This is a genomic window from Pseudoalteromonas sp. AWH4_217, from assembly GCF_056161105.1.
Map to the genome: position 1 here is coordinate 133,404 of NZ_JBSWYM010000012.1, position 24,719 is coordinate 158,122.

General features: G+C 49.4%; 23 protein-coding genes. 16 read left to right on the forward strand and 7 right to left on the reverse strand.

What is annotated here, in order from left to right; all coding sequences use genetic code 11:
• The first annotated feature begins 14 nt into the window (after window positions 1-14).
• From ACXAH1_RS16025 to ACXAH1_RS16045, 5 genes are all read left to right on the forward strand, one after another.
• On the forward strand, window positions 15-2,177 hold the full coding sequence (locus ACXAH1_RS16025) for an ATP-binding protein (protein ID WP_475198008.1): 2,163 nt from the start codon (window positions 15-17) through the stop codon (window positions 2,175-2,177).
• Between the two features lie 231 nt (window positions 2,178-2,408).
• Complete coding sequence (locus ACXAH1_RS16030; protein WP_475198009.1) at window positions 2,409-3,137, forward strand: glutathione peroxidase; 729 nt, start codon at window positions 2,409-2,411, stop codon at window positions 3,135-3,137.
• A gap of 90 nt (window positions 3,138-3,227) precedes the next feature.
• On the forward strand, window positions 3,228-4,676 hold the full coding sequence (locus ACXAH1_RS16035) for a dihydrolipoyl dehydrogenase (protein WP_475198010.1): 1,449 nt from the start codon (window positions 3,228-3,230) through the stop codon (window positions 4,674-4,676).
• Between the two features lie 206 nt (window positions 4,677-4,882).
• On the forward strand, window positions 4,883-5,239 hold the full coding sequence (locus ACXAH1_RS16040) for a RidA family protein (RefSeq protein ID WP_253044638.1): 357 nt from the start codon (window positions 4,883-4,885) through the stop codon (window positions 5,237-5,239).
• A gap of 192 nt (window positions 5,240-5,431) precedes the next feature.
• Entirely contained in the window at window positions 5,432-5,767 is a 336-nt protein-coding gene (locus ACXAH1_RS16045) for a hypothetical protein (RefSeq protein ID WP_054016356.1), read from the forward strand.
• Window positions 5,768-5,818: 51 nt separating this feature from the next.
• Here the strand turns inward: ACXAH1_RS16045 and ACXAH1_RS16050 are convergent, their stop codons facing one another.
• Window positions 5,819-6,646, reverse strand: coding sequence for a DUF4437 domain-containing protein (locus tag ACXAH1_RS16050; RefSeq protein WP_475198013.1), 828 nt, complete (start codon window positions 6,644-6,646; stop codon window positions 5,819-5,821).
• Window positions 6,647-6,857: 211 nt separating this feature from the next.
• Between ACXAH1_RS16050 and ACXAH1_RS16055 the strand changes: the two genes are divergently transcribed.
• Both ACXAH1_RS16055 and ACXAH1_RS16060 read left to right on the forward strand, forming a co-directional pair.
• Window positions 6,858-12,152: an alpha-2-macroglobulin family protein gene (locus ACXAH1_RS16055; protein WP_475198014.1), complete on the forward strand. Its 5,295-nt coding sequence runs from the start codon at window positions 6,858-6,860 to the stop codon at window positions 12,150-12,152.
• A gap of 120 nt (window positions 12,153-12,272) precedes the next feature.
• Entirely contained in the window at window positions 12,273-12,611 is a 339-nt protein-coding gene (locus tag ACXAH1_RS16060; RefSeq protein WP_475198017.1) for an ArsR/SmtB family transcription factor, read from the forward strand.
• Between the two features lie 23 nt (window positions 12,612-12,634).
• On the opposite strand, the gene ACXAH1_RS16065 is transcribed toward ACXAH1_RS16060, so the two are convergent.
• The 3 genes from ACXAH1_RS16065 to ACXAH1_RS16075 form a co-directional block, all read right to left on the reverse strand.
• The gene (locus tag ACXAH1_RS16065; protein ID WP_475198018.1) at window positions 12,635-13,894 is read right to left on the reverse strand and encodes an FAD-dependent oxidoreductase; all 1,260 of its coding nucleotides are present in this window, start codon (window positions 13,892-13,894) and stop codon (window positions 12,635-12,637) included.
• A 78-nt stretch (window positions 13,895-13,972) separates the two neighbouring features.
• Entirely contained in the window at window positions 13,973-14,980 is a 1,008-nt protein-coding gene (locus ACXAH1_RS16070) for a permease (protein ID WP_475198019.1), read from the reverse strand.
• A gap of 117 nt (window positions 14,981-15,097) precedes the next feature.
• The gene (locus tag ACXAH1_RS16075) at window positions 15,098-15,988 is read right to left on the reverse strand and encodes a LysR substrate-binding domain-containing protein (protein WP_475198022.1); all 891 of its coding nucleotides are present in this window, start codon (window positions 15,986-15,988) and stop codon (window positions 15,098-15,100) included.
• Window positions 15,989-16,129: 141 nt separating this feature from the next.
• On the opposite strand from ACXAH1_RS16075, the gene ACXAH1_RS16080 reads away from it, so the two are divergent.
• Window positions 16,130-16,891: an isocitrate lyase/PEP mutase family protein gene (locus tag ACXAH1_RS16080; RefSeq protein ID WP_475198023.1), complete on the forward strand. Its 762-nt coding sequence runs from the start codon at window positions 16,130-16,132 to the stop codon at window positions 16,889-16,891.
• Here ACXAH1_RS16080 and ACXAH1_RS16085 read toward each other — a convergent pair.
• Window positions 16,859-17,851, reverse strand: a complete 993-nt coding sequence (locus ACXAH1_RS16085) for a LysR family transcriptional regulator (RefSeq protein ID WP_475198024.1) — start codon at window positions 17,849-17,851, stop codon at window positions 16,859-16,861. The two genes, ACXAH1_RS16080 and ACXAH1_RS16085, sit on opposite strands and share 33 nt — an antisense overlap.
• Window positions 17,852-18,010: 159 nt before the next feature.
• Here ACXAH1_RS16085 and ACXAH1_RS16090 point away from each other — a divergent pair, with 159 nt between their 5' ends.
• From ACXAH1_RS16090 to ACXAH1_RS16110, 5 genes are all read left to right on the forward strand, one after another.
• Window positions 18,011-19,219, forward strand: a complete 1,209-nt coding sequence (locus tag ACXAH1_RS16090; RefSeq protein WP_475198025.1) for an MFS transporter — start codon at window positions 18,011-18,013, stop codon at window positions 19,217-19,219.
• Window positions 19,216-19,773 (forward strand): hypothetical protein, encoded by a 558-nt coding sequence (locus ACXAH1_RS16095; protein ID WP_475198027.1) that lies wholly within the window; start codon window positions 19,216-19,218, stop codon window positions 19,771-19,773. The genes ACXAH1_RS16090 and ACXAH1_RS16095 overlap by 4 nt, the downstream gene beginning before the upstream one ends.
• 4 nt (window positions 19,774-19,777) lie before the next feature.
• Window positions 19,778-20,179 (forward strand): hypothetical protein, encoded by a 402-nt coding sequence (locus tag ACXAH1_RS16100; RefSeq protein ID WP_475198030.1) that lies wholly within the window; start codon window positions 19,778-19,780, stop codon window positions 20,177-20,179.
• Window positions 20,172-20,768 carry an SCO family protein gene (locus tag ACXAH1_RS16105; RefSeq protein WP_475198032.1) on the forward strand — a complete coding sequence of 199 codons (597 nt, stop codon included), beginning with the start codon at window positions 20,172-20,174 and terminating at the stop codon, window positions 20,766-20,768. Before ACXAH1_RS16100 ends, ACXAH1_RS16105 begins: the two co-directional genes overlap by 8 nt.
• A gap of 145 nt (window positions 20,769-20,913) precedes the next feature.
• Window positions 20,914-21,267: a hypothetical protein gene (locus ACXAH1_RS16110; protein WP_475198034.1), complete on the forward strand. Its 354-nt coding sequence runs from the start codon at window positions 20,914-20,916 to the stop codon at window positions 21,265-21,267.
• Between the two features lie 205 nt (window positions 21,268-21,472).
• Here ACXAH1_RS16110 and ACXAH1_RS16115 read toward each other — a convergent pair whose 3' ends face one another.
• Window positions 21,473-21,658 carry a hypothetical protein gene (locus tag ACXAH1_RS16115; protein ID WP_010384442.1) on the reverse strand — a complete coding sequence of 62 codons (186 nt, stop codon included), beginning with the start codon at window positions 21,656-21,658 and terminating at the stop codon, window positions 21,473-21,475.
• A gap of 236 nt (window positions 21,659-21,894) precedes the next feature.
• Between ACXAH1_RS16115 and ACXAH1_RS16120 the strand changes: the two genes are divergently transcribed.
• The 3 genes from ACXAH1_RS16120 to def all read left to right on the forward strand — a co-directional run bounded on the left by ACXAH1_RS16120 (window position 21,895) and on the right by def (window position 24,003).
• A complete protein-coding gene (locus ACXAH1_RS16120; RefSeq protein ID WP_475198036.1) occupies window positions 21,895-22,440 on the forward strand; it encodes an isochorismatase family protein in 546 nt (181 codons plus the stop codon).
• A gap of 16 nt (window positions 22,441-22,456) precedes the next feature.
• Complete coding sequence (locus tag ACXAH1_RS16125) at window positions 22,457-23,419, forward strand: GlxA family transcriptional regulator (protein ID WP_475198037.1); 963 nt, start codon at window positions 22,457-22,459, stop codon at window positions 23,417-23,419.
• A 68-nt stretch (window positions 23,420-23,487) separates the two neighbouring features.
• Window positions 23,488-24,003 (forward strand): peptide deformylase, encoded by a 516-nt coding sequence (def, locus tag ACXAH1_RS16130; RefSeq protein WP_475198039.1) that lies wholly within the window; start codon window positions 23,488-23,490, stop codon window positions 24,001-24,003.
• A 67-nt stretch (window positions 24,004-24,070) separates the two neighbouring features.
• Here the strand turns inward: def and ACXAH1_RS16135 are convergent, their stop codons facing one another.
• Complete coding sequence (locus ACXAH1_RS16135) at window positions 24,071-24,694, reverse strand: FMN-dependent NADH-azoreductase (protein ID WP_475198040.1); 624 nt, start codon at window positions 24,692-24,694, stop codon at window positions 24,071-24,073.
• Window positions 24,695-24,719 lie beyond the last annotated feature (25 nt).

Consider the following 24,719-nt stretch of genomic DNA (forward strand, 5'->3'; position numbering starts at 1 on the left):
ACCGGACGTTAATTTTGAAGAACTTATTCGCCTTAACCTTTGCAGCTCAACTCTGTGCACTCTGGCCCTCGGTCTCACACAGCGCGGATTTTGCATCCTATGCGCAACAGTTTCCATTAAAAGGGAAAAAAGACTTCCGCACAGCACTTGAAGAAGGCGAAGCGCTCCTCGCAGAACCCACTCTGACCCCAGAGCAGCGCACCTTTGTCCTGCACAGAACCGCTTTGCACCTGGTTCGGCTAGACGATTATGACCGCGCTCAGATCAGACTGGATGCATTAGAATCACATTTAAATGCCTACCCTGATGACTCTATGCTGGGGAAATATCATTGGGTACGCGGTGACCTGGCATATCGCCTGAGCGATAGCCAAACTGCTCAAACGCACTTTCTGAAAGCCAGCGAGTTCTTTTCGCGCACTCAGGACTGGCGCATGCTCAGTCATGCCCATCGCATGGTCGCCAATGCCGTAGCAAAAGGCAGTCCGGACCTAAATGCAATTGAGCATGTCACACTCGCCAAGCACTATGCTGAATTAGACAACAACATTCCGCTACACAATGCTGCATTTGATACCGAAGCCCGCATATATAAGCTCTTTGGCCAGTTAGACAGAGCGCTTGAGAGCCGCCAGGCCCAGCTCACCTGGCTTAAGAAGCAGGCGACCCCAAATCCGGCCATGTTGTCAGCCACGTACTATGGCCTTGCTGATATATTCGTTGATTTTGGCGATCATCAGGCGGCACTGGATGGATTTTCGCAATCCTATCGCTTTGATGCACAAGTTAACGATCGCCTCTATATGGGGCAGAATCAGATCAGAATTGCAGAACAGTATTTGCAACTGAATGACCTGGATGCCGCTGAAAAGGCGTTTGAGCGAGCCAAAGCACTTAACGAGGAAATTAACCACAAGCGCAACCTCGGTTGGGCCATTGCAGGCTTAGGTCGTGTGCAATTAGGCAAAGCAGATTACCCGCAGGCGGCCAGTTTAATTGGCCAGGGTTTGGCATTAATCAACCCAGACACCAGCCGAGCCCTGTACCTGAACAATCTCGTCTGGTATGCCAGCGCCTTGAGCCATCAAAGCCCTGTTCAGGCCATTGAACAACTGACGCCTTATTTCACCGCTACCGCGACTGATACTATGATTGAGGCAGCCAAAGTGTTGGCGTTTGCTCATCAGCAACAGCAGAACTTTAAAGCAGCCCTGACCTATCAAACACATGCCACTGCACTGCTCAAACAACAAACTGAGCAATCCAGACTGACCCGACTGGCAGCGAAAAAACGCGATGCCGAGCTCAATTTAGAAACACTCAAAGTCAACCAGCTGCAAAGTGGACTGGATGAACAAAAACGCCAGAGCAAATTACAAAGTGTTGTACTCGCGGCAGCCATCATCGTATTGCTGAACTTTTTCCTGATGTTTTACCTGTATCACCTGAAAAAACGCAAAGTGATGGAGAAAGAAGCCACAGTGCTGAATCAGGCACTGACACTCAAACAACAGCTGCTTGCTGATGTATCACATGAGCTGCGAACGCCCCTGACCGTGCTTAAGCTCAATATTGAGGCGCTGCAACACAATTTGATTACCGATCCGGACGCCACTTATCAGCTGATGCAAAGTCGCCTCTCAATGCTCAATACGCTTATCGCCGATATTTATGAGCTGGCGCAGGCTGATACTCACAGTTTACAACTCGACTTGCAGACCAGGCCGGCGCGCGTGCTATTTGATGAATTACTCAGTGGTATTGAACCCTTAATAGAGCAAGACGACTTAATTCTGACGACAGACAACCGCCTGGCAGACACCGACCTCATTGTCTGCGACAGCAACCGGATGCATCAGATTTTCAATAATCTGGCACGCAACAGCTGTCATTATAGTAATAAGCCGGGCCGCGTCAGCGTGACAATAGCCCGACAAGAGAGTCTGTTGGTGTGCCACTTTGACGACTCCAGTCCCGGTGTCAGTGATGAGGATCTGCCCCGCCTTACCGAACGCCTTTACCGGTGTGACAAATCTCGCAGTCGTGACCTTGGTGGTTCAGGGCTCGGGCTCTCTATCTGCCAGAAACTCACAGAATTACATCAGGGAACGCTCTCCTTATCGCACAGTGAACTGGGCGGTCTACGAGTAACACTCAAACTTCCCCTGAATACCTAAGCAAATTAGTATAATGCCTCGTTGATCTGCACAGCTGGTCAACTTCCCTTTCGTACAGTTTTACTTTTGAGCAATTCATACTACCTTGAAAAACATCATCGTCAGAGTGCAATACGCATCTGACAAGGTGTTTGTTCCATTTTTTCAATCGAACCAATTAATTTAACCCATTATACAAATGAATCGGTGTAGCTGATAATGGCTCCATCGAAATCAAAGGAGACACACATTATGCTAAACAATATCGAAGGTCAGACAGTTCCTCAGGTTACTTTTCCGGTACGTAAAAACGACGAATGGAAGAACATCAGCACAGATGACCTGTTCAAAGGTAAAACTGTTGTGGTTTTCTCACTACCAGGTGCGTTTACACCGACCTGTTCATCAACTCACCTGCCACGTTACAACGAGCTGGCTGGCGTGTTTAAACAAAACGGGGTTGATGACATCGTCTGTATCTCGGTTAACGATACTTTTGTGATGAACGCCTGGGCCAAAGATCAGGAAGCCGAAAACGTCACCCTTATCCCTGACGGAAACGGTGAGTTTTCTGAAGGTATGGGCATGCTGGTTGACAAAAAAGAGTTAGGCTTTGGCAAACGTAGCTGGCGTTATTCTATGCTGGTCAAAGACGGTGTGATTGAAAAAATGTTCATTGAACCAGACGTGCCAGGCGACCCGTTTGAAGTATCAGATGCAGATACTATGCTTGAGTACATAAACCCAGAGCAAGTAAAACCTGAGCCTGTCTCTATTATCACTAAGCCTGGATGTCCTTTCTGTGCCAAAGCAAAAGCACTGCTGGATGAAAAAGGCTTGGTTTATGAAGAACTGGTATTAGGTCAGCAAGCGACACTGACTAGCCTTAAAGCGCTGTCTGGCCGCGAAACTGTCCCTCAGGTATTCATTGGCGGCAGGCACATTGGTGGCTCCGACGACTTAGCGGCGCACTTCGCTTAATGTCTGTGCAGGCTTAATTACAAGCCAATAAACATATCTGTAAAGGGGCGTTACAGCCCCTCAATACTCCCCCTTGCTCAGAGGTAAAACATGAAACAACTTGAAACTGACGTCGTCGTCATTGGTGCGGGCACAGCTGGGCTCAGCGCCTATCGTAATGCCAAACAATCTACTGATAATGTGTTAATGATCGAAGCCGGTGCATATGGCACTACTTGCGCACGTGTCGGCTGTATGCCCAGCAAGTTGTTGATTGCAGCAGCAGAAGCAGCCCACAGCGTCACTGAAGCGCCAAAATTCGGAGTCAATACCACGCCCCCCGACATCGATGGTAAAGCCGTGATGGCAAGGGTGCGCAGCGAGCGAGATCGGTTTGTTGGCTTTGTACTGGAAGCTGTGGATGAACTGCCCGAGCAAGACAGGATCAAAGGGTATGCACGCTTTTTGGATGCGCATCGAGTTCAGATCGACGACCATACCGTGATAACAGCAAAGCGATTTGTGATTGCAACCGGCTCAAGGCCGAATGTACCAGGGTTCTTTCAAGCATTTGGCGATCGCCTTATTATTAACGACGATGTCTTCGACTGGCAGGACTTACCTGGGTCAGTTGCGGTATTCGGCCCAGGCGTCATTGGTCTTGAGCTGGGTCAGGCACTGCACCGACTGGGCGTTAATGTGAAGCTCTTTGGGGTAGGGGGTAACATTGGACCACTCACAGATCCGCAAATTCAGGATTATGCCAATACCGTGTTTGCAGAAGAGTTTTATGTCGACAGCGACGCCAAAGTGTCTGATATGAAGCAAGTCGGTGACAAAGCTCAACTCACCTATATTGACCGTGATGGCAAACCGCAGACAGAGCAGTTTGATTATGTGCTGGCTGCAACGGGCAGGGTGCCGAATGTCGACAAACTGGGCCTTGAAAATACCGGTATAGAATTAGATGAGCGCGGTGTGCCACTGGCTGATTCACATACAATGCAATGTGGTGAAAGCCATATCTTCATTGCCGGTGATGCCAGTAACCAGATCCCGTTACTGCATGAAGCCGCCGATCAGGGCACCATTGCCGGTCAAAATGCCGGGCGTTTTCCGGATGTGCGTAATGGTCTGCGACGTGCACCGATTGCAGCCGTATTTAGTGATCCGCAAATCGCCATGGTCGGAGAGAGCTTTAAACAGCTGAACGAACGATATGGCAAATGTGGCTGCTTCGCGATTGGTGAAGTCAGTTTTGAAAACCAGGGCCGTAGCCGGGTCATGCTCAAGAACAGAGGCTATATGCACCTCTATGCAGAGCAGGGAAGCGGTTTGTTTTTGGGCGCCGAGTTCATAGGTCCTGCCGCCGAGCACATGGCGCACTTGCTCGCCTGGGCTGTACAAAATAAGATGACGGTACCACAAATGCTGGAGATGCCTTTTTACCATCCGGTCATCGAGGAAGGCTTGCGTACAGCGCTGCGCAATCTTAACGCCAAACTTAAATTTGGTCCGGATATTGTCCAGCACTGTATGGAGTGTGGCCCGGGCGCATAATACATATCCGGCAGTCCAGTCTTAACCTGACTGTAAGCTGCACACAAGTCGTGCCGATAAGGTTTATTGCTCATCACCTTATCGGCCTCAATGTTTTCCGCATGTCCTTAAATCGCATTCAGAGCCAAAGTGGTTACTCTGTGAATTAAGCAGTGGTACTATGAGTACCTCTTTTGTTCAACTATTCATTCAACAAGGGACCACCCGTGATACAGAGAATTGATACCAAACAACGCATGAGTCGCATCGTAAAACACAACGGCACTATTTATTTATGTGGTCAGGTGTGCAAAGACGCAGAGCAGGGCATTAAAGAGCAAACTGCCACCATGCTTGAGAAAGTCGACGAGCTGTTACAACAGGCAGGCAGTGATCGTCAGCATATCCTTTCTGCAACGATCTACATTAAAGACATGAAATACTTTAGTGACATGAACGAAGTGTGGGACGCCTGGGTTCCTGAAGGCCATGCACCTGCGCGCGCCTGTGTGGAAGCTGCGATGGCCCGGGAGGCTCTGTTAGTAGAAATTTCAGTAATTGCGGCCGAGATCAACCCCAGCTAAAGCAGCTTTGCTTTACCGGGCGCTACAAACGAAAAGCTTGGTCTGACTGAGCTTTTATACTGGCCACCAGGCATTGCGCCCTGACATATTTAGTGTATGAAAAATACACAAAAATCACATCTAAGATTCATTGTTAGTTCCTATATTTGATGCGACTTCATACGGAGTCGGAAATTATCATAAGGAAATATCATGAAAAAACTATCTCTATTAGCTGCATCAGCAGCACTTGTTTTATCTGCAAGCGCGAATGCCGCGCACTGGTGTGAAGCCTTTATTGAGCGTGTAGTACCAAACTCAATGGGCATTACAGTCTATTCAACCAGCGCTTATGACGGCCGTACACTAGATGTCATGTACAAAGATTACGACGACAGCAACTTCGGCGGCATCTATATGCGTGCTCTGGATGCGCAAAAATACCGCTACAAGGTTCGCCTTTACCCTGTAGAAGCAAAAGGTGAAGAAGATGGTGCGCGTTGTGACGATGGTGTCAAAGACTATCTGCGTACTATTTACCGCCCATAACATCTCGTATAAAGAGCAGGCTTTACCCAGCCTGCTTTTGTGACCCTGTGACTATTCTCCCGTTGCCTTAAACGCAGCATTGGTGCGTACATACAACAACACTTGCTGGTCCGCTGAAAAAGACATGTCTACAGGCTGGTGAGCTGTCACAAAACTGCCTGCGTGCAGCACCTGTCGAGCATTTTTCCGCTCGAAATCAAGCTGCCCCTGGATCACCACCGCTTTAAACTCGGTGCCTTCGCTCGACAACGTCATTTTCGTATTCGCAGGTAGGCGCAACAACACACCTGACAAGCTGCTTTTTTGCCACAGATTGGCCATTTCTATTCCGTTACCGCTGAGCTGAGTCGAGGTGCTCTGATCCTGCCAGGTCAGGTTATCATAATGAAGGTTAACGGGGCGCTCACCATTGTCGAACTGCTGAGCAGAGGGCTTCACCAGATAGGGACCGCTGTCTATCTCCAGATAAATCATATTCGCTGGCGCACTGGCTGAGGTAATGTGATCTTCACCGGCAGGCTGGGTCCAGAAAGAACCCGACGGCATCCACATGGCTTTGGCAGTGGGGTCGTCATTATGTAGTGATCCCTCAATCACGATACCGCGGTAAGACACATTGTGAATATGTGGTGGCGATGAGAAACCTGGCTCAAACCTGACCAGCATCCCGGTAGCACCAGAATCTGTTCTGTCACCCCACAAGTTGGCCGCTCTTGGGCTTTTGTCACCCCGTGCAGGATTAAGGTAACCCCACTCTATTTGCTCAGTGCTGACCACCTTAACCTTGTCTGTAGTGGTGTGTGCATCAGTAGCCAACACAGCAACTGGAATAAACAGGGTCCCAGCCAACAGGCTGTTGAGTGTATTGAGTTTTACCACGGTTATCGACCTCCCAGAGCAAGCGCAGATTGAATAAGCAACGCGTGTCATGGTAGACCCTATTGAACAGACAATAAACTGGCTAAAGATTGAAAGATTATCAAAAAAACAATGATAATCTTGCTAATAACTGTGCTTTTAACCCCTTTATCTACTGATCAACGTTATAAATTTGCTAAAGTCACCAGATACACCATTACAAGGACTCAATATGTTACTCAGAGGCGTGCTGTTACTGCTCACCTGCTTAACCTGGGCTACTCAGGCATTAGAGGTCGAGGATATTCGCTTTCATACACAAAAAAACACCCTCAAACAAATTCTGATCCAGTTTGACCAGGATATTGCTCAGCCGGGACAAGTACCGAGCCACGCACAACTGACGCATATCACACTCACTGATCAATACAAGCAGCAGTGCCGTTGGCGCTATGTGGCATTCAATAAGCTCAGTTGTGATATACACACAAAAACCAGTGCCTACAAACCAGTGAAAGTGCGTGTTGAAGCCGGGTTTCCTGGGCTGCACTCTCAGTTACAAAATGACCGAACAGCAAAGTGGCACAGTGCCAACTGGCCCGTTTACTTAGAAGAGCGTGAAGAAAAGCAGCTTCAGCTGGTTTACTCTGCTGACACAGAAACAGACAAACGCGTTGTATGGGATATCACGCACTCTCTGACCTTTAAGCTCAATGGTCAGTCTATTGTTCCAACGGCGCGACATTATGAGATACCCGATTCAAGACAAAGCTATCAGCTCAGATTTGACTTTGCTGAGTCGATAGACAACGGCAAGCTGGAGGTTGCATTGCCTGCCGGTTTTCAGCCAACAGAAACGCACCTTGCATTATCGGCCTCACAACCTATTCACTCCCCGGAGCAACGCCCAGAGCCTGAGGCCGAGTTTAAGGGGCTATTTTGTGCAAAGCCTTTCCCCACAGGGCCATCCTGGCAAAACGCTTTTAAAGCGCTCCCTCCTGAAGAGGCAGGCTCCTGTGCCCCAGAAGCACTGGCACTGGGCTTTACCCACAGGGTAGAGAAATTTTGGCTAATGGAGTCTGTCATATCAGCATCGATTGCCACGCAACCTGTGATAATCAAAGGCAACGCGCGTGAAAGCCACGAAAGTGACCTGTACTATTATCCCATCGCACTCAAAGGGGAAACGGACTACCAACTGGATCTCAGCGCACTGCGTTCAGACTCAACAGGGCATCCGTTTAAAAAAGCAGGTATGCTGACGCTGAGTACAGGACCCAGTAGCCCTTACTGGCATATCAGCGAGCAATCAGGCAGTGCTTATCGGGCACGTACCCCCGCAGCACTGTCTCTGAGCACACGTAATACAGCAGATCTCTCAATTCAATTTTACCCCGTATTTGAACTAGCGCAGCTGCATCACTGGCTACAGACAAAAGATAAATCAGAACTCCTTATGCCCTTGTCGGATATGCCGCATCATATGGATAACCAAATACATCAAACTAACTTGCCTGTCAGTGGCCATCTGAAAGACCGAAGTGGCGTACTGTTTTACGATCTCCAAGGCCCGGGTTCTTCCTCTGTTTATGACAATCAGGTAACAATGCGCCAGCTGCAGCAAACGCTGACCGCATCTGACTTTAACCTGTCTGTCCATCATGGCTCCGGTATTACCCTTTACAACACAGAATTTGATACCGACAAGGCCATCGCTGATGTCGATATTTACCTTGCCTGTGCGTCTTTTAGCGCGCCCAAATATCTTGGACAAAGTGATCAGCAGGGGCTGCTTACACTGCCTCCTGAACAGTGGCAGTCTTTACAGCCACAAAACAATGCTGACTGCTGGTTATGGGCCAGCAAAGACACCACACACGCCATGATGGCGCTCACGCCCCAATCTGCTGCGGCAATCAGTGGCGAGCTGCTTAAAAGCCAACCCATTTATCAGCCCAATTCAGCCATCGACTTGAGTGTCGTTTTGTATCGTCACACCAGCGACGGCCTGCAACCTGTGCTCGACAATATCGAACTCACACTACAAAGAAGAGGCTCCGAACACAAAGCTCGCCTGGCACAACAGTCAATGTCTGAGTTTGGGCTAAGACAATTTCACCTCCCCGAAGGCGTTGATAAGCAGGGCAGATATCATGTGCATGCCAAAGTATCGGGGACATCTCACTTTTTGGGTTCAATCTATGTCTCTGAGTTTATTCCTCCTGAGATAGAATTTACCTGGCAGCACCCTGACACAGCATATAAAGATCGGCCACTGAACGTCTCTGTGAGTGGCAAAACCATGAATGGATTTGATGCTGACAACCTTAGCGGTGAGCTAAAATACCGGTTTATTCGCTTTGGTTATTCAGATCTGCCCAGTGGCTGGCCACAAGAGTATGACTTTAGCAGCAGAAGAGAAAAGCCTGCGAGCCAGCGCAATAACGCCATTCCTCTTAGTACAAATGGCACGCTGTCTTCAGCTACTTTCACGCCAACTGAGACTTTGCCACTGGTAAAACTGGCTCTATCTGGCAGAGTGGTCTCGGAGCAAGGCGAAGTGCAATTTTTCAATCAGCAACTGACCTACTTATCCCGTGAGCACTACATTGGTGTCCGGGAACAAGACGGACAAGTACATATCATAGCCGTCGACCACATTGGCAATCCGGTGTCTGTGCCGGCCTCTGTTCATATGGAAGTTTCAACCACGGAACAGGGCCAACAACGCAAGGAACAGATGTTACTTTGTGAGATCCAGACACCCGCAACCTGTGCTCTGCCCGACAACGAGTCAGACTTTTTTTATCTGGATATTCGCAGCGGGAAGCAGGGTTACTTGTGGAGACGCACCGTTTCTCGCAGTGACTCTTCACCAGATGAAAGCGAATCGGTTGCACAATTCGGCTTAACGGGTAAAAAACACATAACGGCCGGAGCGGAATATACTTTCTCTGTAAACGCCCTCAGAAACGGCGAAATACTGGCTTTTATCACTGCCGGTGAGCATCAGTCACTGCGCACCTTTACAGTAAAAAAGGGAAGCAACGACTTAACTTTGCAGGTACCGCCCAGCTGGCTACCCGGCTTTCGGATAACAGCCGTGATGCCTTACTCGGACCAACACAGAGAAGCGCTACATCAACAGTGGCTGAGTGACGCCAGCGCTGCACAGCTCGAATGGCAAGCCTTGCCTCGTTTTACACAGGCGTTTTCTGCATCGGCTTTGCCAACCAAACCCGACATGCGCGGCCAGTTTGCCATCCTTTCCGTCGAGGTGCGCCCCGCTAACGCTTTGTCAATCAGGGTAGAGCACCCAGAAACAGTGGCAGCCAGTGGTCAGCTGGATATCAAGGTATCCAGCGATCAGGACGCGGATATTCAGCTCTGGCTGGTCAATGATGCATTGTTTAATATTGCCAATGCACAGGCAGGCGAGACACACCTCAATCGATTGTTTAACCGTGAAGGGTATCAGCAAAGCCTTATCAATGACTATAACCTGAGTGACAGACTGGTCGCATCGCAATTTATCCAACAGCTGGATGAGCAGCTTTTTAAAGCTCAATATGAAGCAATGATGGCATCATCCAGAGCAAGGGTTGTCCCGCCAAATGCATTGTCTCAGGCTCTGGCAGATACCATCTGGCAACCGGTCATCCCCCTTAAAGCTAACCAGACAAAAACGGTCTCACTGCAACTGCCCCAGTTACTTGGGCGCTGGCGTGTGTTTGTCGTAGCCCTGAATACACAGAGCACACAGACTTATACAAACACCATCACCAGTCATGCGGGACTGGAATATCACCTAACTCATGCAGCACATTTTATCCAGGGTGACAAAGCCATAGTCACCATTCGGGCAGAAAACCGACTGGGTAAACCATTACAGGATAAAGTGCGGCTCACACTCAACGGTAAAACGCTCGCAGAGCACGCCATTGAGGTGCAGGAGGCACGGTCGGTTGATGTCACACTCCCTGAGCTGCCACCGGGTGAATACATATTGCAGCTGCACAGCGAACGAATGGCATTCCCGCGACTTTCGGAGTTTAGAGTCAGCGATAGTAGCCGTATTGTGCAGCAGTCATGGCTGTTAGACCCTGCCCGCCAAAACACCGTGATACTGGCGGAGGGTGTACAGGTCGAATCAGCTGAAGCGCACTCCATTGAGCAGCTCGCCCCCAATTGGTCTGCACTACAGCAACACCATCAGCATTATCCTCATCAATGTTGGGAGCAAACGCTTTCCAGAGCATTGAGCTACAGTGTAAACCCCCTTGCCAGTGAACTTTGGCCAGAGGGAAAGCAGGTTCTGCAGCAGATGCTCACCAAGGGCGCAACTGAGAACTCAAGCTGGCAATTTGGTACGGGATACGCTTACTATCCGCACACCTACCCAGATCCTATGCTGAGCGCCTATACGCTGCTCGTCAGTCATTGGCTCAATAACAGCCCCCTGAGTCTGACTATCGATAAAACAATACCAGAAGCCATAAGCCAGGACTTGCTTGAGGCATTACATATAGCAGAGCACCAACGGCGAGCATTTGACGATGACAGTGCCGACTGGCAATGGTGGGCGCTGGCGCAAAGCCGACAGGTGACACTAGAGCAGGTACTCTCCTGGCGACACACCTTCGGTGTAACGGGCACTCGCAGTAATCTGTTACAACTATTGGCAATGAAAGCGCTCGGACACGAGCAGCCTGAACTGGAGCGTGCACTCACCCGGGTTCTCGACACCGGCTTTGAGGATCAAACTCTCAGTGCGCTGTCAGGTCCGTTGGAGCAATGTCTTGCTCTGCTGCTCACTGAGCGTGAGGCATTGAAAGCACAACTCAGCAAACTGGCCATCAGTCGTCAACACCGCCAGGGACATTTTGGCAATACGCTGAATGATGGGATCTGTGCGCTGGCCCTGCAAGACCACCAGCATAATGCAGCAGCCCCCGTATCATTGACAGCATCACCTGATGCTCAGAGCAACGAATATAAAATAAAGACACCTTTGGCAGAGCCCTACTGGTTAACAGTGCAAACCCGTCAGCCTCTTTCATTGTCCAAGACGCAGAGTAATGGCCTGGATGTGACTCGACGTTATCATATATACAGCAATGACAAATGGCAGCCCTTTGCAGGTCAGGCAATTAAGCCTGGCGATCTGATCAAAGTCACATTGGAGGTCTTTTCGGCTGATACACGAGCGCATGTCCTGTTAACCGATACACTGCCGGGCGGGCTGCGATTGCTCAATCCGCAACACAGCCATACTCAGTATAAAAACTGGTTAAAGGCGGACTCCCCGGATACCAGTTTGCTTATGCAACAGACATCACAAGGGGCACAACAAGTGCTCTGGCATCAGCCATATCTTAACGCCGGGACGACAACGTTTGAATATCTGGCACAGGCACAGGCCGGTGGCAACTATCTGGCGCCACCCGCCAGCGTTGAAATGATGTATCAGCCAGAGATAGCCGGAGACAGCAATGCACAGGAGGTACGCATAAGCACGCAACCCTGAGCATAACTCCATCAAACAGGCCAGATTGATAAAGTGGCAGACCTACAATTCACTGGCTTGCTTTGCCTCAGTTATATATTTCCAGTACTATGGAATTATATAGCTGAGGAGTACAACACTATGGATCTGGCATCAGCCGCAGATAAACTCGCCGAACTGGGGCACACAACCCGATTGAGCATTTTCCGATATTTGGTGAAAGGTGGCACACAGGGCGTCCCTGTTGGAGAAATACAGGCAGCATTGAATGTACCTGGCTCTACCTTGTCGCATCATATAAATCGCCTGGTTAAAGTAGGGCTGGTTAAACAACGCCGAGAAAGCCGGACGCTTTATTGCGTGCCTCAATACGACGCTCTGATTGGGTTAATCGGATTTTTGCAGGAGGAGTGCTGTGTCAATCAAGCCGATCAACCCGGCTGTGATGATGTGTTATCGCACGACTGTGATACTGCCTGAGATAACACATTAATCAACGTCACCTAGGAGCAACAAACGCCAGACTGGGCTTCGGGTGCGCCGGGAAATCTCACCTGAACGCGTCTGGCCGCGGCTTCATTACCAGCCAAAGATTCAACAATCGAGCGGACCTGCTCATAACCGGTCAGCATCAGGAAGGTAGGAGCACGTCCGTAAGACTTCATACCTGCAATGTAAAAATGCGCATCATTATGGGACAGTTCATCGACACCATGGGCACGCACCGATCCGCAGCTGTGCAGGTTTGGGTCAATCAAATGCGCAAGCTGTGACGGCGCTTCGACAATCTGATCCAGATCCAGTCTTAACTCTCGCAACATATCCAGATCAGGCCTGAAGCCAGTGGCAACGATGATGTGATCTGCCTGTATCTCAGCCTGGGTGCCAGCCACCAAAGAATCGATCTCCAGTCCATGGTCAGAACGCGTGATTTGTCTGATCTCTAACTGAGGAAGCAGTTTTAGTGCACCGCGCTCAATCGCTTGTTTTGCTGCCAGCCCCAGCTGCTTGCGAGCCGGCACTTTATCGTTAATACCTCTGCCCAGTAGTTTATCTATGTTGTTTTTTCGCATTCCCCAGATCACCTCAGTGCCCGGTTCAGCGGTTTGCAGTTTCAGTAAGTCCAGCGCAATATTCATTGCAGAGTGACCCGCACCTACGACCAATGTTCGCTTATTCATAAAGTCACCTCGCTGCGCACCCAAAATATCCGGAATGCCATAATGCACTCTGTCCAGATTTGCCAGCTCACCCGGCACAGGCAGGCCGTCTAACCCCAATGGATTGGGTGTTGACCAGGTGCCGGAAGCATCAATCACAGCGTCGCTATGCAACACCTGAATTCGCTGTTCATTGCGACTATGCACCGCGAAACGAGCACGGTCGCGACCTTGCGTTGTGTGCTTACTGATCCCCTCTTTCGACACTCCGAATACCTCTGTGTTATAGATGATCCCTTCAGCAAGCTCAGGCAGCTGCGACGCAGGTTGCAAGTACTGCTCAACCACCTCCTGACCAGTTGGGATAGCATTAAGATCGACGCCTGGCCAGCCATGTCGATTAAGCAAGCTTACGACGGCGTCGTCAATCATATAGGACCAGGGCGTAAACAAACTCACATGACCCCATTGGCGCATTGCCGCTCCGGCAGAGTCACCTTTTTCAATGATGGTGGGACGTATGCCTTTTTCGACCAGTCTCGCTGCAGCGGCCAGCCCGACAGGTCCGGCACCAATAATAATGACGTCTTTGATTGGTTTCATATCAGATTACCTCTTGATTGAATGTGTCCAAGTCTCGCTGTCGTTCAGGCTCACAGCGCAAAAAGGACGTGCCATAATTTAAAAAATAAGCGTGTACAGATATCCCGCAGTGATCGCCATCCCAAGCACGACACTCAGAAAAGCCAGGATCATCTGTGTTCTGAAGATGGATTTAAGCAAAATGACTTCGGTCAGGCTGGCACCCGCACTGCCAATGATCAGTGCCATAACCGAGCCCAGTGCCATGCCTTTTTGCACTAAACCGGCACTCAGAGGGATCACTGCCGAAGCACGAATGTAAAGGGGGATACCAATCACGGCCGCAAGGGGGATTGCGTACCATTTATTCTCACCGGCATACTCAACGATGAGCTCCGTCGGAACAAAACCGTAAATGAATGACCCTATGGTGATACCAAGCAACAGATAAGGCAGGGTAGTGCGAAAGTCTTTCCAGGTGGCGTGCCAGATCCGCAACCAGCGATTTTCTGCAGGCTTAGCTGCCTCATTCGAGTTTAGCACTGCACAACCGCGCTTCTGGTTAACAGACATTTGTGAATCAGCAGGGACGTCTGCACAGCCGGGTTTGTCTGCCTGATTAGCACTACAAGCAGATTGGCTGACCGCAGCCTGATAGGCTTCGTCCCGCACATAACGTTCAAACCCCAGCCGCTCCAGTGCATAGCCAGACACCACAGACGTGACAAGTGCAACGGCAAAATAAAATAGCGCCACATCGAGGCCAAATGTCACTATCAATAACCCGATAACAATGGGGTTTAACAGCGGGCTGGAAAATAAGAACACGGTAACCGGCCCAAACCCGGCGCGTGCCTGCAACAGGCCTTTGAGAAAGGGTATCGTTGAACAGGAACAAAACGGCGTGATGGCGCCCAGCAGCGCAGCAATCATATAACCCTTGCCTTTACGTGCACTCAGGTTTTCCCGGACCTTTTCTGGTGTAATGTATTCCTGCAGCACACCCACTAAATAACTCACTACAAGAAACAATACAGTTAGTTCCGCAGCGAGGAACACAAACATATCGGCCGCTTCTTCAAGCATGACCTGCATTTCTGGTGACATACGTCTCTCCCGATCTAAATTTATATTTCTAGTATTATGGAAATATAAATTTAGATCAATAGTTATTTCTATAAATGCAGAAATATGGGATTTAAAACCAGTCTTGCCCTATGCGCGTCATATCTCCAGCGCTTTTAACCAGGCCATAAATACCTTCAGGCGGGTTATCCGAGCCGAGTTGGGATCATAAACCAGATAACGTTTTACCGAGTTGGGGTGGGGCAATTTAAATGGGATCACCAGCTCGCCACTATCGAGTTGACGCTGAAACAGATAAGGCACTGCCAGCGTGACACCGTGACCATTAGCGACGGCACTGAGTGCCATATCTGTAGAGTTCACATAGGTCCAGTGCGGGTGTTCAGCATAGCCAGGCACTCTGTGTGCCTCAAACCACTGGGGCCAGTCATAAGCACCAGACTGCTCTAGGGCGACCAGCCAGGTCGACAGCAAATCGGCAGGCGCCGCTAGTGGCAATGATTCAGCAAGCTGAGCGGAGCACACAGGCAAAACAGGCGATGTGCCAAAGTATTCACACGCTAACATCGTCGGCGTGTGCTTTTCTACTTCAGTGCCAAACCGGATCGCCAGATCAATGCGGGCGTGTTGTAAATCTTCAAAGCTGGCGGATGAGTGCAGACGAATGCGGATCTGCGGATACAAACTCGCGAATTCCTGCAATCTGGGCATCAGCCACAGGGTATTAAATGCCTGGGTAGAACTGATGCAAAGCTCGCCCGCCAATTCTTCCTGACGTAAACGATTTATACCCTGACCGATCATCGTTAAGGCAGGTGCAATATGTTCGTGCAAAGTTTCACCCGCCTGTGTGAGCTGCATGTGTCGGCCGGTCCTGACAAACAGCCGCTGTGCCAACTGCTGCTCCAGCAGGCGCATTTGCTGGCTGACCGCCGCCTGAGAGATGCACAATTCAGCGGCTGCCAGACTGTAGCTTTGATGTCTTGCCGCACACTCAAAGGTCACAAGCAAATTCATATTTTTAAACACGATAGGGATGCTTCCGAGCTTCTGGAAAGCCGTATTATAAGCTCTGCTTATAATAAATGTCGATTTTTATCGTTGGTCTTTTATTTCTCGCAAACGCACTATGTCGCCAACAAAAACAAACATCTGGAAAAGCGAGACGATATGCAACACTTCACACAACTACATCAACAAACAACCCCTCTTTTACTGGCGAATGTCTGGGATGCTGCCAGTGCCAAAGCGGCACAACAAGCCGGATATCAGGCAATAGGTACCTCCAGTGCCGCCGTCGCCAGTGTGTTGGGCTACGAGGACGGTGAACAGCTCCCTTTCGACGAGCTTCACTTTATGGTCAGCCGTATCGCCAGTGTCACCAGCTTACCACTGAGTGTTGATATTGAAGCGGGCTACAGCCGTGACCCACTACAAATTGCAAAACATATTCAGCAACTTGCACAACTGGGGGTAGTCGGGGTTAACCTTGAAGACAGCCTGGTTGGCTCAACACGTACGTTAACCCATGCCGGTGAGTTTGCTGAATGTTTAGCGTCTGTACGCAGCTATTTAATCACACAGCAGACAGACATTTTTATCAATGTGCGCTGTGACGCCTTTTTGCTGGGTCTGGAAAACGCGCGCGAGGAAGCATTACATCGGGCTCAACAATACCAGCAGGCTGGGGCTGATGGTTTGTTCTTGCCCTGCATTGTCAAGCCAGCAGATATTCAGGCCATCACAAGTGCGTGTACACTGCCGCTGAATGTGATGGCGATGCCTGATTTACCCGACATCGACACCCTAGCCGGGCTAGGCGTTAAACGGATCAGTATGGGCAACTTCGCCTTTGAGGGCATGCACACTCATCTTAACACTGCGCTTGAACAGATCCGCTCACAGGGCAACTGTGCGCCCTTGTTCAGCTGATCCGTCAAAGCGGATACGCGCCGGCCAATGCTCGGCCCAGGTATGGGTTGGCGTTTCTTGTTGCACTGCTAAAGCCGCAACCAAAAAATCCAGAAAAACCCGTACTCTGGCAGGCAGGTATTCACGTTTGGGATAAATCGCAAATACCCCGCTCTCTGGCAAAGGCGCTCTGAACGCAGGGTAGAGTGACACCAACGCCCCACTTTCCAGACCCGCCTTAGCCAAAAAATGCGGTAACTGAGCAAATCCCAGACCATCGGCACATAATTGTGCCATGGCCTCGCCATCATCGGTTACATGGGTACGATGCAGGTCGCAGAGCTGATAATTTCCCTGCTCATCTGGCAGAAAAATCGGTTGTAGCTGCTGTGTTTCTTTGATCTTAAAGCCTATCCAGGCATGATTGTCAAAATCGCCTCGGCTGACAGGCGTGCCATGCTGTTCAAGATAATCCGGCGAAGCACATACCAAAAAATCCATCGGACTCAGACAGCGAGCCACCAGACGACTGTCTTTGATAAACCCTGTACGTAACGCCACATCAATATCTTGCTCGATAATATCCACATGCATATCGTCTAGAGATAACTCCAGTGTGATCTCGGGATAACGCTGACAAAACGCTTTAAGTAACGGGCGCATGTAAAGGTGACCATAGCACACGGCGGAATTCACCCTTAACCGTCCTCTGGGTGCGTCATTGAGTTGTCTGAGTTCATCTTCACAGCTGGACAGGGCCTGAATGCTCGAACGTACGGTGTGTGCATAATGCCGCCCGGCAGCGGTGATCTTCAATTGCCGGGTGGATCGCTGAAATAAAGTTACCCCCAGCTCCGCTTCGAGGCGACTTACGGCTTTACTGATGGTAGAAGGATCTGTATTACAGACACGCGCTGCAGCCGCAAAGCTTTGTTCCTCACAGGTTGCCAGAAACAAGGTCAGTGATCTCAGTTTATCCATGATAGTCAGTCCTGTGAATTGGGTAAACAGCGTCGATATTTGCACTATATCAGCAATTATTCATGAATAGTATTCACGACTCAATGGCAAAATCGCTGGTTTTTCCGTCTCCCGGAACCTCTTAGAGTGATGACAAAGTGACTCAGGAGACGACACACTATGTTACAGCACACTGCAAACCATGCAGAAAACTCAGGGATCCGTTATTTTTGCCTGGCATTCGTTGCCATGGCCGGACTAGCCTATCTCAACTTTTTACCCGCCGTTGTGGATGCGCTGGCAGGGGGGATTGGTTTTTCCGCACAGCAGGCCGGTACTTTGGTGGCCAGCAATGGGTATGGCGCATTACTGGGCAGCATCTGCGCTATCTTTGTGGTTCGACATATTGCCTGGAAACCCGCTTTACTGTTCACCTTCATCGCATTAGGCGCTATGGAGCTTAGTACATCAGCATGGAGCACTTATACAGGTTTGCTGGCTTGGAGATTTATCGCCGGGGTACTGGGCGGCTTTAGTGTCGGTATATCATTTGCCATCCTCGCGCGCTTAACGAACCCGGACAGAGCCTTCGGCACCTTACTGTTTATTCAGTTCAGTATCGGCTCTATGGTGATCTATGCCGTACCGGCACTTGAGCGCCTGCTCGGTGACTACGCCGTGTTTTATATCATGGCTGCGCTGGTGTTTATTGCATTGCTCTTTTTGCCCTTGCTGCCAGCCTTGCCAGCGGTACATAGCCCAAAACAGCATTCAAAACGTCTGCATTTAACCGCCAAAAGCGCCCGGTTGCTGCTGGCGATGCTGTTCTATCTGGTCGCGGCCAGCGGGATCTGGGCGTTTGCGGGCCAGATGGGTCTAAGTGCAGGCCAGTCTCAAGCCCAGATCAGCCAGATCATTGCGCTGACCGGTTTACTGGGGCTGGCAGGCGCGTTACTCCCCATTCTGAAATCAGGTCAGGCACACCGCACCATGTATTTATGTGGCGGTATTTTGCTTTCTTTTATGGCTGCCTTACTGCTTATTTATGCGCATTTTAACCTTGTCTACATGCTGGCCCTGGCACTGTTATTTTTTTCCTGGCCCGCCGTGCATGCCTACCTGCTCGCCCTCATCGCAGAACAGGATAGCTCAGGACAACTTTCATCCGTCGCAGCCGTAGTATCCAGCGTAGGCGTGGCATCTGGCCCACTCCTCGGTGCGGCGCTACTAAGCAACGATATCTACACCACTATGCTGTGCACCTTTGCAGCCCTGTTTACCCTTTGCCTGCTCTTGCTACAACGCCCGTTAAAAAGCCCTGCGCAGCGTCACTCACAGCTAAGTGCACCTTCTGACCAGGCTTACCAAACAACCAGGAGTATCCGATGATCAAATATCTACTGAACAAAATGCTCATATCGATGCAAAAAAAGTATGACTACGACGTCGCGTATATGCAGGACATCCTGTCCGCGGATCTAAGCGCCTTTTTTAAATACCTGAAATTTCAGTCCATGGCGGGTTATCGCGGGGGCCTGCCTGCGGCACCTTTATATGCCGCCAGGTTACGCGCCATCTTATGGGACGACTGTGGCCCCTGCACTCAGCTGCTGGTCAATATGGCACTGGAAGCAGGTGTGCCTGCGGCGCAGGTCGGTGCAATCGTCAGCAAAGACCTCACTGCATTACCTGATGAACTCGCTCAGATAGTGGAATTTACCGATCTGGTGTTAGCCCATGATCCCAGTGCCGATGACATTCGCCCGCATATCCGTGCCATGTGGGGAGATCAGGGACTAATTGCGATCGCGTTTAGTATCAGCTCTTGTCGTGTCTATCCGGCCCTTAAATATACCTTAGGGTATGGCAAAGCATGCAGCCGTGTGGTCGTGAATGAGCAAACGCTGACGCCGTCTGACAAAAGCCGTTCAGTAACAGGGTAGTGTTATGCGCAATCAAATCATCACAGCCGTCGCCGTTTTTCTTGGACTGGCGGCGCTGGCCAATGGCGTGTTGATGCTGCTTTACCCGCAACAATGGTACTGGAGCGTGCCCGGCGTGCCTGACAGGGGGTTCTATAACCAGCACTTTATACGTGATATCGGTATGCTGTATATGCTGATTGGAGGGGCATTCAGCTATGGCGCTTTTTATGTCCGCTACCGTTTTCAGCTGTGGCTGTTTCCCGCTTTATGGTTGAGCAGCCACGCGCTATTTCATTTTTGGGAGGTACTGATCGGGATCTGCGGGCCGATTTTTCTGTTAATTGATTTCGCGGGCGTCACCTTACCTGCATTATTGGCGCTGGGGTTGTGCTGGCAAGTAAAGAAGGCAGAAAAAGATGCATAACAAATACGCATTATTACTCACCCTGCTTATCGGTTGCGGGCTCGGTGTGCTGCTCCCGATTACGCAACCAGTGCAACCAGACACCGTACAGGCCATGATACAAAAAGCCGAACGCCCCCTGGCACCATTTGAGCTGCAAAGTGCATACGGCCAGTTTGATCAACACCTGCTGCAAGGGCAGTGGACACTCGTGATGTTTGGATTCACACATTGTCCGGATATTTGCCCAACCGCATTGTCCCGCTTAGCCGCGCTGGAAACACAGTTAACAGCGCTTTCCATCCGCCGGCAACCCATATATGTGTTTGTGTCCGTCGACCCGGGAAGAGACTCCATCACAGCACTCGAGACGTATGTACGCCATTTCAGCCCTTCATTTATTGGCATTACCGGTCACCCCGACCAACTTAAGTCACTCGCTCAAAGCACTGGTGCACAATTTCAGGTAATTACAGCCCCCGACAACTATCAGGTTGCGCACTCTACCATGATCTTTTTACTTGATCCGACCGCAACACTGAGGGGTCGATTCGATATAAACCAAGATCTGAGAGAACTCGCTCGTCAGCTGTCCAGCTTTATAGACTGAGTAAGGAGGTAACAACATCTGTATGATTAATACTCAATTGACAGCGGTGTCACTGTTGGTATTTTGATGTTTCTATTTAGGGTTTAGCTGTCCCCTGATAGGAGAAAGAACGATATAAATTTAACAAGGAAAAAAGGATAAAGTTATGAAAAAAGTATTGCTATCTCTTGCTATGTTGGCGCTGTCTGGCACAGCAGCTGCTGCTGATGAATGTGGATACTGGGAGACCTACTATGTTAAGAATTGCTCAGTTGAACAATCTTACCCTGTGACTATTTGCCACTTTTACACCGATTACCCTAATCAGGGAGCACCAAACAGCGTCACAACCAACTACGATGGCCATGTTTCTTGCCCGGCGTCATACCTGTGGTGGGATCTTGATCGCACTGAGCACACCACCAGAACACGTGTAATTCAGGATCCAAACAGCTGTGTCTGGGAAGCAAAGCGCAGATGGGTTTTCCATGACAACGCGCCAGGCTACTGCCGCTTCTAAGGTCAATGTGTAAAGGGGCTTTACGCTCTTTGAAAATGAGCCAAAGTATTACAGGCAAAGAAAAAGGCAGCCATTGGCTGCCTTTTTTCGCGATTAATTCGCTTTCTTGATCGCTTTTTTCAGCTTTTTGATTTTCGCTTCATGTTTTGCGATCTTACCAGTACGTTTCTGTACTTCTTTCTTTAGCTTTTTAACATCAACTTTCTTAGCCATCCTGATCTCCTTTGACCGGTTTCTCTTGCTCTGGCTTGTGCTTTTTCACAAACCGCTTAATAAACTTTCTAATCTCGCGGGAAGAGGAGGTATCAAGTTCGTTGCACAAGGCGACAAACTCATCTCTTTGCGCTTTATTTATGCGCACAATTAATTGTGCATCTTTGTTGTTAGCCATGCTCTGCTTCCTGCATCGGAGGTATATCAGCCACCTCTGTGTATATACAACGTATATACATTATGATTGCGTGTCAACCCGCTTAAGCACATTTTGTCATTACACCTTCGCAGAGCAACTAACATCAACGGCCATATACGTCCCCTATATGTCTCAAACCGGCCTCTTTCGGTGCCATAAAAATCACTACACTGCACACAGAACACACCATCAATACACAAACAGGACAGTACACCATGAATAAAGCACTACTTGTAATAGATACCCAGGACTCGTTCTACCACACTCCTTATTGGTCCGTTCGCGACGTCGCAGACTTCCAGCACAACCTGACTCAGCTGATAGCAGCATTTCAGCGTAATCAACACAAAGTGATCAAAATTCTTCATAGTCGTGACGACGTGCCAGACAGTCCTTTCAATCCAGCCTCTGGCTTTGTGAAGCCCATGGCATTTCTGGATACGCCATTTGATAAAACTTTCCATAAATCAGTACACAATGCTTTTACCGATACAGGGCTTGCTATGTGGTTGAAAAGAAATAACATAGACTGTGTCGCTATCTCGGGCATTCGCACTGAACAGTGCTGCGAGACCACCGCCCGTGTTGCGAGCGATCTGGGCTTCCAGGTCGAATTTGTCACCGATGCGACCCTAACGTTTGATATGCAACATCAGCCGAGTGGTCAACGCTTGAAGGCCGACGAAATCAAGGTCCGTACCGAACTGGTATTGGCTGAGCGTTTTGCCAAGATCTGTACGCTACAAGATTTTGTGCTCTAACTAAGGAAAAGGGAAAATGTCAGCACCGCAACAGTTTTACTTTGTTCTGCTAAAAAACACCCTACCACTCGATTTGGCAGGGCCATTGCAGGTGCTACTGGAGGCCAGGCGTGCAGGGCAATTAATTGATATACATTATATCAGTGCCGAGCGCGAACAGATAATAGATGGCGGGCTGATGCTACATCAGCTCGACCCTTTACCCAGCCAACTGGATGCCAACGATGTGGTGATCTTACCCGGCTGCAATGACGCTTTTGCCACCTATGACAGCCCGGCAGGTCTAGTTACTCAGCAATGGTTAAAAGAGCAGGCCAGATATGACCCCTACATTTTGACTATCTGCTCAGGCGCAGTACTCGCAGCAAAAGCAGGGCTTATCAACAATAAAGCCTGTACTACACACTTTGCGCTGATTGAACGTTTCCGTCAGACGTTCCGAGCCAGCAAGGTGGCCGACAATCGTATCTTTGTACAGGACGGTAAGCTTTTTAGTAGTGCAGGTATTAGTTCAGGCATAGACATGACACTGCACTTTGTCTCATTGCAGTTTGGTGAGTACATTGCCGCCCGGGTTGCCAGAGAAATGTTAGTGTACTTTCGTCGCAATGGGCAGGATCCTCAGCTCAGCCCCTGGCTGCGACATCGCAACCATATGCATCGAGCTTTACACCAGGTCCAGGACTTAGTCTGCAGTCAGGTAGGGTGCTCACATAGCCTACAAACTCTGGCAAGTTCGGTCCATCTCTCAGTTCGCCAGCTTAGTCGGCTTTTTAAACAAACCCTCGGGATCACGCCGGGTGAGTATGTCAGCAGTATTAAGGTAGCACATGCCAAAGCGTTATTATCCGGAAGCAGTATTCAGATAGAAGCCATTGCTGAGGCCTGCGGTTACAGCAGTGCTCGTCACTTTCGGCGGATCTGGAATCAATACGAACCCCAGTCTCCTTCGCAATACCGTCAGACTCACCAACAGTGAGAATTACACTGGCCTAAGTGCCCTTTACACTTTAAACTCCGAGTTTTCAGATAACTAAAAATAACAACATGGCCGTTTTAGACATCCTAACCGCACCTGATCCAAGATTGCAGGTGAAAGCAAAACCAGTCAGTGATATCACATCAGTACAACCACTCATCGACGACATGCTCGATACTTTATATGCAACCAGCAATGGCATTGGTCTGGCTGCAACTCAGGTTGGCCGGGATGAAGCAATTGTGATCATCGACTTATCGGAAGAACGTAACGATCCACTAATCCTCATAAATCCGGAAGTGATCAGTGGCAGCAACAAAGCTATGGGTGAAGAGGGGTGTCTGTCAGTACCTGACTACTTTGCCAAAGTAGAACGCTATACAGAGGTTACTGTAAAGGGGCTTGACCGTACCGGAAAACCCATCACAGTACACAGCGATGAGTTTCTGGCCATTGTCATGCAACATGAAATAGATCATTTGTCGGGCAACCTGTTCATCGATTATCTGTCACCGTTAAAACGTCAAATGGCCATGAAAAAGGTGAAGAAATACGTGAAAGCACAGAGTAAGCAAAGCGCCTAAAACGACCAATCTGTCCAGATATTAGCCAGCGATGTTTAATTTAACATAAATACTGGCTAAGACCGGTTCAGGCAGCGCTACTCAGCCATTGATCAACCTGTGCTTTTGCCCGCTCAGTCGCTATTTCACTGCCAATATGCGGCATACTGATCCCATATGCGGTGATCACCTTAATATCGGCGATGCCAATAAAGCCCAGCACCTGCTTAAGATAAGGCACCTGAAAGTCGACAGCTTGCATCTCAGGCGCTGCCATATCCGCACCCGCACTGGCGATTATCACGGCTTGTTTTCCTTGCAACAGCCCCGCTGCTCCCTGCTCTGAATAAGAAAATGTCAGACCAAAACGACAGATCTGATCAATATAGTTTTTCATCAGACTAGTGACACTGAAGTTATGCATCGGAGACGCAAAGACAATGATGTCTGCCTGTTTCAGCTCTTCAATATAGAGTAATGATGGCTGTGCCACTGCGGCTTGTTCAGCTGTTAACGCATCCTGATCACCATAAAAGCTATTGAGGATCTGATTGTCATAAACCGGCGCCGGTGTTTTGCTAAGGTCACGCACAGTAAAAGCCAGGCTTTCATTCTTATTTTGCAATTGTGATTGCAGGTAGTCGGCAATTTCACTCGAAATGGAGAATTCATTTGCCGGACTAGACTTTATAATAAGCACTTGTTTTGTCATAAAAATAATCACATAAAACTAAATA